Annotated in this window: 11 protein-coding genes; 4 read left to right on the forward strand and 7 right to left on the reverse strand. The window is 32.0% G+C overall.

The features are described from left to right. Nucleotides 1-110: 110 nt before the first annotated feature. A complete protein-coding gene (ileS, locus tag RWQ74_RS02265) occupies nucleotides 111-2843 on the reverse strand; it encodes an isoleucine--tRNA ligase (protein WP_314396409.1) in 2733 nt (910 codons plus the stop codon). A 391-nt stretch (nucleotides 2844-3234) separates the two neighbouring features. After that, on the reverse strand, nucleotides 3235-3879 hold the full coding sequence (locus RWQ74_RS02270; protein ID WP_314396411.1) for a hypothetical protein: 645 nt from the start codon (nucleotides 3877-3879) through the stop codon (nucleotides 3235-3237). A 191-nt stretch (nucleotides 3880-4070) separates the two neighbouring features. On the opposite strand from RWQ74_RS02270, the gene RWQ74_RS02275 reads away from it, so the two are divergent. Beyond that, nucleotides 4071-5120: a PTS sugar transporter subunit IIC gene (locus tag RWQ74_RS02275; protein ID WP_314396413.1), complete on the forward strand. Its 1050-nt coding sequence runs from the start codon at nucleotides 4071-4073 to the stop codon at nucleotides 5118-5120. Nucleotides 5121-5297: 177 nt separating this feature from the next. Next, nucleotides 5298-6119 carry a lipoate--protein ligase family protein gene (locus RWQ74_RS02280; RefSeq protein WP_314396415.1) on the forward strand — a complete coding sequence of 274 codons (822 nt, stop codon included), beginning with the start codon at nucleotides 5298-5300 and terminating at the stop codon, nucleotides 6117-6119. A gap of 79 nt (nucleotides 6120-6198) precedes the next feature. Here RWQ74_RS02280 and RWQ74_RS02285 read toward each other — a convergent pair whose 3' ends face one another. The 3 genes from RWQ74_RS02285 to relB are packed head-to-tail and all read right to left on the reverse strand — an operon-like array spanning nucleotide 6199 to nucleotide 7392. Continuing rightward, nucleotides 6199-6858 (reverse strand): glutamate racemase, encoded by a 660-nt coding sequence (locus tag RWQ74_RS02285; RefSeq protein WP_314396417.1) that lies wholly within the window; start codon nucleotides 6856-6858, stop codon nucleotides 6199-6201. A 46-nt stretch (nucleotides 6859-6904) separates the two neighbouring features. Next, on the reverse strand, nucleotides 6905-7168 hold the full coding sequence (locus RWQ74_RS02290) for a type II toxin-antitoxin system RelE/ParE family toxin (RefSeq protein WP_314396419.1): 264 nt from the start codon (nucleotides 7166-7168) through the stop codon (nucleotides 6905-6907). Continuing rightward, on the reverse strand, nucleotides 7168-7392 hold the full coding sequence (gene relB, locus RWQ74_RS02295; RefSeq protein WP_314396421.1) for a type II toxin-antitoxin system RelB family antitoxin: 225 nt from the start codon (nucleotides 7390-7392) through the stop codon (nucleotides 7168-7170). Before relB ends, RWQ74_RS02290 begins: the two co-directional genes overlap by 1 nt. A gap of 249 nt (nucleotides 7393-7641) precedes the next feature. Here relB and RWQ74_RS02300 point away from each other — a divergent pair, with 249 nt between their 5' ends. Together RWQ74_RS02300 and RWQ74_RS02305 are read left to right on the forward strand one after the other, a co-directional pair. Then, nucleotides 7642-7824 (forward strand): type II toxin-antitoxin system HicA family toxin, encoded by a 183-nt coding sequence (locus tag RWQ74_RS02300; protein WP_271965256.1) that lies wholly within the window; start codon nucleotides 7642-7644, stop codon nucleotides 7822-7824. A 28-nt stretch (nucleotides 7825-7852) separates the two neighbouring features. Beyond that, nucleotides 7853-8248, forward strand: coding sequence for a type II toxin-antitoxin system HicB family antitoxin (locus tag RWQ74_RS02305; protein WP_314396423.1), 396 nt, complete (start codon nucleotides 7853-7855; stop codon nucleotides 8246-8248). 139 nt (nucleotides 8249-8387) lie between these two features. Here the strand turns inward: RWQ74_RS02305 and clpB are convergent, their stop codons facing one another. Beyond that, nucleotides 8388-10970, reverse strand: coding sequence for an ATP-dependent chaperone ClpB (gene clpB / locus RWQ74_RS02310; RefSeq protein ID WP_314396425.1), 2583 nt, complete (start codon nucleotides 10968-10970; stop codon nucleotides 8388-8390). A 594-nt stretch (nucleotides 10971-11564) separates the two neighbouring features. Then, nucleotides 11565-12035 carry a type III toxin-antitoxin system CptIN family toxin gene (cptIN, locus tag RWQ74_RS02315; RefSeq protein ID WP_314396427.1) on the reverse strand — a complete coding sequence of 157 codons (471 nt, stop codon included), beginning with the start codon at nucleotides 12033-12035 and terminating at the stop codon, nucleotides 11565-11567. Between the last annotated feature and the right edge of the window lie 173 nt (nucleotides 12036-12208).

Raw genomic sequence — 12208 nt, forward strand, 5'->3', positions numbered from 1 at the left:
ACTATTTCTTAGTCTAAACATTAACTGACAATTATATTTCTTAAAAGTTTTATCTTTGGTATCATAAAGAAAAACTCAAATTAATCTGAGTTAATTTGAGTTTTTAAAAATTATTTATTTAAGATGCTAGCACAACGTGGGCATAAACCTTCTTCGTTTACTTCATCAACGATATTCCAACAACGTTCACAACGGTGTCCTTCAGCTTTAGTTACTTTAACAGTAGCAAGATCATAAGCTACACCATCATTTTCTTTAACTTCTACTTTACTTACGATGAAGAATTGGTTTAAGTTAGCAACAGAGTTTAATAACTCAACTACTTCTGCATCATTGCTATATACTTCAACAGCTGCTTCTAGAGATTTACCAATAACTTTTTCGTTACGGCTTTCTTCTAATGCTTTATTAACATCATCACGAACTTCTAAAAGTTTATCCCATTTGGCTTCTAATGCTGCATCATCGATTAAGTTCTTAACTGGGAAATCAGTTAAGTGAACTGATTCAGCATCTTCGTATGGCATATTGTCATATACTTCTTCAGCTGTGAATGAAAGAATTGGAGCAAGTAATCTAACAGATTTACTTAATACTGTGTAAAGAACTGTTAACATACTTTGACGTTTGTGAGAATCTTCACCTTCGATGTAAAGGATATCTTTACCGTAGTCTAGGTAGAATGAAGATAATTCAACGTTAAAGAAGTTAATTAGTTCAGTAGTAATACTGTTGAATTGGTAGTTTTCGTAGTAGTCTAATACTTTTGCTACAACTTTTTCGAATTTAAGAACCATGTATTTGTCTAATTCTTCAAGGTCTTCATATGCAAGAAGATCTGTTTTGTTGTTGAAGCTTCCATTGTATAAGTTTCCTAGTAAGAAACGGAAAGTATTTCTAATTTTTCTGTATGTTTCAGAAACTTGTTTTAAGATATCTTTAGAGATACGTACGTCTTGAGTATAGTCTACACTTGCAGACCATAAACGAATAATCTCAGCACCTAATTCTTTACCTACATCATTTGGAGAGATAACGTTACCTAATGATTTACTCATCTTGTTACCATTTCCGTCCATAACGAATCCAGCAGATACTAACTCTTTATATGGAGCTACTCCAGATACCGCTACAGAAGTGATTAATGAAGAGTTGAACCATCCACGGTATTGGTCACTTCCTTCTAGGTATAAGTCAGCAGGATATGTTAACTCTTTACGAATTGCACAACATCCTTGGTGAGATGTTCCAGAATCAAACCATACGTCCATGATGTCCATTTCTTTAGTGAATTCACCATTTGGACTTCCTGGGTGAGTGTATCCTTCTGGTAATAATTCTTTAGCTTCTTTGTAGAACCAAACTGTTGATCCTTCTTCTTCGAAGATTTTCGCTACGTGCTCGATTAAGTCGATATCAAGGATAGCTTCGCCATTTTCAGCATAGAATACAGGAATTGGCACACCCCAAACACGTTGACGACTGATTACCCAGTCACCACGGTCACGAATCATGTTATATAATCTTGGTTTACCCCACTCACTGTAGAATTTAGTGTTATCTACAGCTTCTAATAATTCAGAACGGAATGCATCTACAGAACAGAACCATTGTGGTGTAGCTCTGAAGATAATTGGTTTTTTACTTCTCCAGTCATGTGGATACGAGTGAGTAATATCTTCTTGTTTTAATAATGCTCCAGTTTCAGCTAAATGAGCGATAATGTCTTTGTTCGCATCAAATACGAATTTACCAGCGAATTGTCCAGCTTCTTCTGTAAGAACACCTTGGTTATCAACTGGTGATAATACTCCAAGTTTATATTGTAATTGACCAACAAGATAGTCATCAACCCCGTGTCCAGGTGCTGTATGAACTAGCCCAGTCCCTGAATCAAGAGTAACATAATCTGCTAAGATTAATGTAGATGTTCTATCTAAGAATGGGTGTTGACATAGTAAATACTCTAAATCTTTACCTACTAATACTTCACCAGTTTCATAGTTTTCCCAACCGAATTTTTCAGCTAAGAATGCTACTCTTTCTTTAGCAACTAAGTAGCTTTCTCCATTATATTTAACAACTTGGTATTCGAAATCTGGGTGAACAGCAATACCTAAGTTCGCAGGTAATGTCCAAGGAGTAGTTGTCCAGATAACAAACTTAGTTCCTTTTTCAACTGCACCATTCTCACTAACTAGGTCAAATGCAACATAGATAGATGGTGAAGTGTGGTCATGGTACTCGATTTCAGCTTCAGCTAATGCAGATTCTGAAGATGGTGACCAGTAGATAGGTTTTAATCCTTTATAGATATATCCTTTATCTACCATTTTACCAAATACGCGGATTTGTTCAGCTTCAAATTTTGGATCAAGTGTAACATATGGGTTTTCCCAGTCACCAAGAACCCCAAGTTTTTTGAAGTCAGCGCGTTGTTTATCAACTTGTTTTAATGCATAGTCTTTACATTTATTTCTGAATTTATTAGCTGGCATAGATTTTCTATCAACACCATTATTTACTAATACTTGCTCGATTGGAAGACCGTGCGTATCCCAACCAGGAACGTATGGTGAAACGAAACCGTTCATGTTTTTATATTTAACGATAAAGTCTTTTAAAATTTTGTTTAACGCGTGTCCAATGTGGATATTTCCATTCGCATATGGAGGTCCATCGTGAAGTACGTATGATGGCTTCCCAGCATTTTTTTCTAAAATTTTGTTATATAAATCCATTTCTTCCCAACGTTTTAGGAATTCAGGTTCTTTATTTGGAAGATTTCCACGCATTGGAAACTTCGTATTTGGCATTAATAATGTATCTTTTAATTCTACCATTTTTTCTCCTTTCAAAATAAAAAACTCTTAGTAAAAGTTACAGAGGGCGAAATGTATCCACGGTACCACCTCTTTTAACTCCTACCAAGAGCACTTGTTTGTTCTATTAAAATAATTACACAATAAAGTGATAACTTCCATGCTTCTATAAAACTTTCCACCAACCAGTTTCTCTCTAAAAACTCCACATAGATGTCTTGTCTTTATTTACGATAGATTTATTATATTACATAAATCATAAACTTTCAAGTATTTTATGTGAATTTAATTTAAAATTTTCTGAAAACATTTTGAAATTTATAAAAAGACTTCAGTAAAACCTTATATAAATGAGATATGAATAATTTTCTCATTCTTTTATATAATTTTTTCTAAAGTCTTAAATTATTTTTTATCCTCTTCTTAAATTTTTTAATGCATCAGCAGTATATTGAAGTACTTGTTGTTGAGTTAATGAAGCAGTCACGTTAATATTACCACCTGATAGTTCCACGCTATCAACATTAACCGGTAGACCTAAAGCCTTTATTGAAACCAAATTTCCATTCACTCCAACTCCAGTCCCTGTCAGTGCTTCTTTCAAATATTTTTCCAAAGCAAAATCAGGAATAGGTACTTTACCAATTTTTGCATCTTCTAAAATTAACTCTACACCATTATTCGCGCCGACGACTCTTATATTTGTGGTAATAATAGTATCCCACAGTCCTAGTTTCACAGGCAATTTCGCTTCAATATGATTTCCAACTAATTTATAACTTCCGTTTAATAATTCTGAATCTTTTTCAACTGCATTTTTAAAGATTGAAAGAAATGTTTTATTATCTAATTTTAAAGATGTTGACAACTTTGAATTTGCAAAACCTACATTAGAAATCAAATCACTATTTAAATCCTGTACTGTTGTAGCTGCTTGAACATTTGCTAGTTTTTCTGAAGTTTTTATACTCTCACTAGGTGTTAATGCATAAGTTAACCCACCACCAAAAAGTGCTAATACTATTAATAACGATAGTAAACTTCTTAGTATTCTCATTTTAGACCTCCTATTTTTATAGTTTCTCTTATATTATTATACACTATACTACCTAAAGTTAAAACAAAGTTAAACCTCCTATAATGAATTACTCTTAAACTCTGTATTTTTTCATATACAAACAATATATTTTACGTTATAATAATTAGTAACCTTTTTAGGGTATGAATATAAAAAAGGAGATATTGTTTATGTCAGAAAAAATTACAATAAAAAAGTTCACCATGAACATCCTTAATGGTATCGCCTTAGGAACTGTGCTTTGTTTAGTACCAGGTGCCTTACTTGGTGAACTACTTAAATATATAGGAAAGCTATATCCATCACTTGCGTTTTTATCATTATCAATAACTATTTCCAATGCCATGATAGGATTAGCTTCAGGAATAATAATTGGATTATTCTTTAAATTTACACCTGTACAGAGTGTTTCAATCGGATTAGCTACATTATTTGCTGGTGGATCAATAATACCAACACCAGATAAAACTGGCTTAATGCTAAAAGGTTCTGGAGATATCGTAACGATGATTTTCACAGCTGCACTGGCTACAGCTTTCATACTGCTAATCGGAGATAAAGCTAAAAACTATGCGGTAATTATACTACCACCACTTACATTGGTAATTATCGGAGGTATTGGTAGATTCACACTTCCTTTCTTCTCAGGTGCAACAAAATTACTTGGCGATGGAATTAAACATTTACTTACTTTACAACCGATTATCCTTACTATTCTAATCGCTATGATTTTCGCCTGTCTTGTAGTTTCTCCAATTACATCAGTTGGAGTTGCTCTAGCGATTAATATAGAAGGTATTGCCTCAGGTGCTGCAAACCTAGGAATTTGTGCATGTGGATTTACTCTTGCAATCGCGGGTTGGGTTGTAAACTCTAAAGGAGTTTGTTTTGCTCACTTTATCGGTTCACCAAAGATTTCTATGGCAAATATTTTCGCCAAACCAAAAATCATGCTACCAGTTCTTTGTAGCGCAGCTGTCTCAGGAGTGTTTGCAGCGATACTAAATATTCAAGGAACACCTATGAGTGCCGGATTTGGATTCAGTGGATTAGTAGGACCATTAGCTCACCTTGCGACTACTAACGGAAGTGCTTTAGAAATATTAAAAGCAGCTATAGTCTTCGTAGTAATTCCAGTAGTTTCTGGTTTCTTCTTCGTAAAATTATTCACAAAAATTTTACCGATTATTAAACCAGAGGATTACAAACTTAACTTATAATATAATATACACAGATGTGACTCGACAAAATTTTTTTTCTAAAATCACGATGTTCGAGTCACTTTTTTTTATAATATGTAATTCATTAAAACCTTGCATAAATTAGTCGCATATCTTATAATTATAAAGTATTAATTTTAAGATATAAAATATTATCGACATGTTAAAGGAGTAGCTATGCTAGATCTTATTCGAAATAGAAAATTCAATGTTTATAAGACTTTAAATATTGTGAATCCCTTAATCCCTATTGCTACTGATGAAATGTTCTTACGCACAGTATCTAATAGTGATGATTGTATATTACATTTATATACATTACCAAACTCTGCAATAATCGGTGCACCAGATACACGCGTACCATACTTTGAACAGGCATTATTTGCATTTTATAGAAATAATATAATTCCAGCCGTTAGAAATATCGGTGGTCTTGGGATAATTTCAGACAAAGGAATTCTAAACTTATCAATCGTTATGAATAAACCTAAAGAAAACTTTTCTATTAATGAAGGTTATGAGCTTATGACATCTTTTATTAAGGCAATCTTCCCAGAAGGTGCTGACAAAATTGAAGCGGTAGAAATTGCAAATTCGTACTGTCCAGGGGATTACGACCTAAGCATAGATGGAAAGAAATTTGCAGGGATTGCTCAAAGAAAAATTAAAGAAGCGGTAGTAGTTTCAATCTACATAAGTATTTTTGGTGATCAACAAAAGCGTGCAAACATCATGAAAGATTTCTATGAAATTGGAATTGATGATCAAGAAGTAAGATACAAGTATCCAAAAGTTGATCCAGAATGTATGGAAACACTAGAAAATCTACTAAATAAAAAATTCACACTTGAAGATGTTTTTGAAAGAGTGGAAAAAGTACTTTATGGTTTAGACTGTGACCTAGAAAAAGGAGAATACACAGAAGCAATGGTAGAAGAATACAACGAAATCTTCGAACAAGCAAAAGAAAGAAACGAAAGTTACTTAGAAGGAAAATAAAATAAAAAAGTGGAATATACTCACAGCATAATTTTTATAAATTATGTTGGAGGTATTCCACTTTTTACTATTCCTTAATTTAAATAAATTTATCCTTATTTTTTAAACTCTCTATCATAAAGACACCGACATCTATAATATGAAGGTTAGTTATTTTCTCAAGTTCTTTTTTTATATAAGGAAAATGAGTACATCCAAGAACAACAGCTTCTACATTCGTTAATTCAAAATAATTAAACAATGTCTTGAAGTTGAAATCTTCCACTATCTGTTCAGGTTTATTGCCCTCTTCAATCGCCTTAACAAGCTCCAACATCGATAATCCTAATACACGTAGACGCGGATTCGATACATAAAGATTGCTCTCAACACCCGTAAGACCATGAGAGTTCGCCGCCATTACAGCTAAATACTTATACTCAAGTCCTAGATTTCTATACATTTGCATAGGAGTAATAATAGAAATATTCATTTTTTCTGCCAATCTGTCGAAATCGACAACCGAACTAAGTGAGTTACAATATACAAAAATCGTATCACAATCTTTCTCTTTTAGTTCATCAATAATTTTTACAATAATATTTTCACGTTCTTCATCTTCTAGAGCTTGGAACGTAGTTTGCTCTACTGGATTATTAGAAATTGGCACTAAAACTACATCATCATAGCCATATGAATTTAATAGCTCCACACCTAATTTCGAATCAATTGGTGTTCCAGCCATAACCGCTATTTTCATTAAAATTCCTCCTACAATTTATCCATTTTTTTTTACAAAATCACACTTAATTATAAACTTCTCTTCGATGTTTAAAATTAATAGCGATTATAATAAGTCTATCATCTTCTATTCTTGTTATTAACCGATAGTCCCCTATTCTATATCTCCAATAACCTTTTTTATTGCCTACTAGAGCTTTTCCCTTACCGCGTAGATCATCCGTATTACTCAAATTTTTTTCAATCCAATTAAATAAAATCTTTAAAGTTTGTTTGTCTAATTTCTTTAAATCTTTTTTTATCGCTTCATCAAAAACAATTTTGTACATTATAAATCAAACTCTTTCTTTAAATCATCAAACTCTATTAGAGTTACTTCACCTTTCTCCTCGCAACTTTCGAAATCTTTTATAAGTTGAAGATCATACTCATCCTCAATCTTCTCAAGTGCAAGTTGCTTAATAGTAGTAGATAATTTGCCACCGTATAAGCCAGAAATAGAATTAAAAATCTGTTCTTCCTCTTTATTCAATCTTAATGTTAAAGTAGTCATTCTTCTCACCCTCTTAATGTGTTACTTTTGTACTACAATTATACACCTAAAAGTTACAGTAATCAACAATAATCACTTATAACTTAATACAAAAAGACTTCAAGCTTTGTCCAATTTTATAGATACAGTACCTCAAACCTTAAATCCAAATAAGACTATTCTAAGATTACAAAATTAAAGTAATTAATCTCTTTTTATTTACATATGTTAAAACATATGTTAAAATAGAGGTTGTTAGGAGGTAAACTCATGAGTTCGAAGGAATTAATAAAGCAGCTTAATAAATTAGGTTGGCAAGAAGTCCGAATAAAAGGAAGTCACCACCAATTTAAGCACCCTAACAAAGATTATCTTATAACTGTTCCGCATCCAAAAAGAGATTTACCAAAAGGAACAGCACAAAAGATATTAAAACAAGCGGGCTTGAAATAAAGCCCCTTGATTTTAGGAGGTTAACCGTATGAAATATATGTACTATGCAATATTTACACAAGAAAAAGATTATATTGATATAACATTTCCAGATTTAGGAGGTTGTATTTCTTTTGGTGACAATTTAGAAGAAGCGTTATACATGAGTAAAGACGCTCTAGAAGGATATTTATTAACACTAGAAGATGAAAAAATGAGTATTCCAAAACCAAGTACATACCAAGAGTTACAATCGAAACTAAACAATAATCAACAATTACAATTGATTATTGTTGATACTGATTTTATTAGACGTAGAGAAGAAAATAAAGCAGTAAATAAAATGGTTACTTTACCAAAATGGTTAGTGGATTTAGGAAAAGAGAAAAAAATTAACTTTTCGCAAGTATTACAACAAGCGTTAAAAAACGAATTAGGTGTATAACAAAATTAAAGGCTCTTCAAAAGATCAATTCGATTTTTTGAAGAGCCTTTAATTTAGAAAAAAGGAATGACTCAAAAATCCCGATTTCAGATAAATCAAATTTATTGAGTCACCTTCTTTATGGGGCTAAATCAATATATTATTTTATATCTATTTTCAATTGATCATCTACATAGTCTAGGTGAATTTCCATTCCATCTTCGATACCATGACGGATTAATTCAACTGAAAGTTTGTTTTCGATTTGACTTTGGATGAATCTTTTAAGTGGACGAGCACCGAATTTTATATCGAATCCAGCAGTCGCAACCCAGCTAGAAATATTATCAGTATATGTTAAAGTAATATTTCTATTAGCGATACGCGCAACAAGTTCGTTAAGAAGTTTATTAGCGATTCCTTTAATATTATCTTGTGTTAATGGTTTGAAGATAATTATATCATCCATACGGTTAAGAATTTCTGGTTTGAAGTATCCGTAAAGTTGGTTAGTAACATTTTTACGAGTTTCTTCAGAAATCACACCGTCTTTAACTTCTTCTAATAGTTCTAATGAACCGATGTTAGAAGTCATAATAATTATTGTATTTTTGAAATCTACTACTACACCTTTAGAGTCAGTAAGTGTACCTTCATCAAGAAGTTGAAGTAAGATATTGAACACATCTGGGTGAGCTTTTTCGATTTCGTCCATTAAGATAATGCTGTAAGGATTACGTCTTACACTTTCAGTAAGTTGACCACCTTCTTCATATCCGATGTATCCTGGAGGGGCTCCGATTAAACGGCTAACTGAGTGTTTTTCCATGTATTCACTCATGTCGATACGTACGATATTACGTTCATCATCGAATAAGTTAAGAGCTAATGCTTTAGCAAGCTCAGTTTTACCTACCCCAGTAGGACCTAAGAATAGGAAGCTACCGATTGGTCTGTTAGGATCTGCGATACCAGCACGAGAACGTAAGATCGCATTTGTTACACTCTCTACAGCTTCGTCTTGACCTATTACTTTTTCATGAATAGTATCAGCTAGATGTAATAATTTTTCTTTTTCAGTTTCTACTAGACGAGTTACAGGAATACCAGTCATTTGACTTACGATAAATCCAATCTCATCTTCAGTAACTTCTTGTTTTAGAAGTTTGTACTCTTCGTGTTTAGATTTTTCTTCTAATTCTTCTAACTCTTGAGTTAATTTTGGTAAAGTAGAATATTGTAACTCAGATGCTTTTTCTAAATCGTAGCTATTTTGAGCTTGTTCTAATTCGACTTTAACTCTGTCAATTTTTTCACGAAGATTTTTAACAGCTGATAATTTTTCTTTTTCACTATCAACTTGTAATTGAAGTTTATTTTGTTCTTCTTTTAGATTAGCCAACTCTTCTTTTAAGTTTTCTAAACGTTTTTTAGATACATCATCATTTTCACCACTTAAAGCTTTTTCTTCTATTTCAAGTTGCATAACTTTACGATTGATTGTATCTAATTCAGCTGGATTAGAAGAGTTCTCAGTTTTAATAGTAGCACAAGCTTGGTCGATTAAATCGATAGCTTTGTCCGGTAAGAATCTATCAGTAATATATCTATTAGATAATTCTGCAGCTTCTACAATCGCACGGTCAGAGATTTTCACACCGTGGTAAACTTCGAATCTTTCTTTAAGACCACGTAAAATTGAGATTGTATCTTCTACAGTAGGCTCATTAACAAGAACTTTTTGGAAACGACGTTCTAATGCAGAATCTTTTTCGATATATTGACGATATTCATTAAGAGTTGTAGCACCGATACAGTGTAGTTCCCCACGAGCAAGCATTGGTTTTAAGATATTACCAGCATCCATTGCTCCATCAGTTTTACCAGCACCAACAAGCATGTGAATTTCATCGATGAATAGAATTATTTTTCCATCTTTTTCTTTAACTTCTTTTAATACAGCTTTTAGTCGTTCTTCGAACTCACCACGATATTTAGCTCCTGCGACTAAACTAGTAAGGTCAAGTTCGAATACAGTTTTGTCTTTAAGACTTTCAGGTACATCACCACGTACAATACGTTGAGCCAGTGCCTCAACAATCGCAGTTTTACCTACCCCAGGTTCCCCTATCAACACTGGATTATTTTTTGTTTTTCTTGATAAAATTCTAATTACATTTCTTATTTCTTCATCACGTCCTATCACAGGATCAATTTTACCACTACGTGCAGCTTCTACAAGATCACGACCATATTTCTCTAGAACTTCGTAGTTGTTTTCTGGGTTTTCGTTCATAACTTTTTTACCTCCTCTGATATTATCGATAACAGCTACTAAATCTTTTAACGTAGTCACCTTATCAATATATTTTTTTACTATACTATTTTTCAAATAACTCGCAAGAACAATATGTTCACACGAAATAAATTTATCTTCATATTTATCTTTATACTTATTAGCTTCTATTAATAAAGCATTCAAATCATTGCTTAAATAACTAGCGTAGTTGATATTATCTCCTTCTACACTATTTACCTTCGCAATTTCGTTATCTAACTCATGAGTTAAATTCACCTTATCAACATTTACTCTTCCTAATATATCACTATATAAATTACTACCAGTAAGAGCCGCTTTTAAAAACATCTCACTCGTAATACTTTGACTTTTTTTCTCAGTTGCAAATTCGGAAGATTTCGCTAAGATTTCTTTCACACTATTAGTAAAACTATTAATATCCATTGTAAATCTCCTTTGATTAAATTATTAGATCAAAAGGTACTTTTATTTGTTAACCAGTATCACTATTATAATAAAGATACTGAGCTCATAAGATACACCTAAACACTCAATAAACTAAAAGGGTTTATAGAATATATTTAAGTTTTATCCTTTTGACCTTTTTTGACCTTAAATAAATTATAGCATGTTTGACCTTTTTTGACAATAGTTTTTTTGAAAAAATTTTAAAAAAGAAAAAAAGCTCACAAACCCTTATGTTGACAAGCTTTAAACTATATATTATACTTAATATTATCTTAGAGATATAAAAATATATGCTCTACTGGTAACTTTCTCAGAGAGATTAATTTCTGCTCTGTAGGACGGGAGCGACTCAAAAATCGTGATTTCGTAGAAATCGATTTTGCCGAGTCACCCCCGCAAATTTTATTAGATATCTAAAAAGCTTTTATAAAGCGAATTTAGATGTCAATAAACCACTGCGTCTATGAGTTCTCATATGAACTTTGTTAAATTTTAGAACTTTTGGGTTAACCCTTTTTTTACTGTAAAAAAACACCACATATATTGTAGTGCTCAAAAAATTTATAATTGCTATAAATTAATGATAATTTCTAATATCTTTTCAACATCACTAAAAAATACTTTATTTCCCTTTTTATTTAACGCTATACAAGCTTTCATTTTTTTATCAATTTTTTTACTCAACTTATCATGAACTTTAACTGGACTATTTCCCACTGTATGAATATGAGAAATAAATTTAGTATGCACTGGAAATGCATTTTGAATAAGAAAAGCACACTTTCTTCCTGAAAATTTTCCTAATACTATAGTATCGCAACGTCCAACTTTTTGAATTTTTCTATCCACTATTTTTTCATATTTCTCAAAACGTGAACTTATTGGAATCATCCAGTGTATATTTTCATTTGATAAATCTCTAACAGCATAATAATGTGGTCTGTAAGCTCCATTTTCTTTATTTTTCATTAAATATCTATCAATTACTAGTAAAAAAAATTCATCTTTCAAATGGTAACTATAACCTAGTTTAATTTCCATAATTTCTCCTAAAAAAACCTCGTCAATAAATTGACGAGGATTTACGAACTGAATTACTTCTACCCCGCTCCATCAGCAAGCGGCACTATTTGCGAACTGAATTACTTCTACCCCGCTCCATCAGCAAGCGGCACTATTTTCAAAGAATTAAATTAACTCTTCTACACTTTTAG

It is taken from the genome of uncultured Gemella sp., from assembly GCF_963525165.1.
In the GTDB taxonomy this organism is placed as follows: Bacteria; Bacillota; Bacilli; order Staphylococcales; family Gemellaceae; genus Gemella.

What these genes read in the sequence shown, in the direction of transcription:
- RWQ74_RS02290 (WP_314396419.1), bottom strand. Translation starts at nt 7,168, where the DNA reads ATGTACAAAATTGTTTTTGATGAAGCGATAAAAAAAGATTTAAAGAAA.
- RWQ74_RS02275 (WP_314396413.1), top strand. Translation starts at nt 4,071, where the DNA reads ATGTCAGAAAAAATTACAATAAAAAAGTTCACCATGAACATCCTTAAT.
- relB (WP_314396421.1), bottom strand. Translation starts at nt 7,392, where the DNA reads ATGACTACTTTAACATTAAGATTGAATAAAGAGGAAGAACAGATTTTT.
- RWQ74_RS02280 (WP_314396415.1), top strand. Translation starts at nt 5,298, where the DNA reads ATGCTAGATCTTATTCGAAATAGAAAATTCAATGTTTATAAGACTTTA.
- RWQ74_RS02285 (WP_314396417.1), bottom strand. Translation starts at nt 6,858, where the DNA reads ATGAAAATAGCGGTTATGGCTGGAACACCAATTGATTCGAAATTAGGT.
- cptIN (WP_314396427.1), bottom strand. Translation starts at nt 12,035, where the DNA reads ATGGAAATTAAACTAGGTTATAGTTACCATTTGAAAGATGAATTTTTT.
- RWQ74_RS02300 (WP_271965256.1), top strand. Translation starts at nt 7,642, where the DNA reads ATGAGTTCGAAGGAATTAATAAAGCAGCTTAATAAATTAGGTTGGCAA.
- ileS (WP_314396409.1), bottom strand. Translation starts at nt 2,843, where the DNA reads ATGGTAGAATTAAAAGATACATTATTAATGCCAAATACGAAGTTTCCA.
- RWQ74_RS02270 (WP_314396411.1), bottom strand. Translation starts at nt 3,879, where the DNA reads ATGAGAATACTAAGAAGTTTACTATCGTTATTAATAGTATTAGCACTT.
- clpB (WP_314396425.1), bottom strand. Translation starts at nt 10,970, where the DNA reads ATGGATATTAATAGTTTTACTAATAGTGTGAAAGAAATCTTAGCGAAA.
- RWQ74_RS02305 (WP_314396423.1), top strand. Translation starts at nt 7,853, where the DNA reads ATGAAATATATGTACTATGCAATATTTACACAAGAAAAAGATTATATT.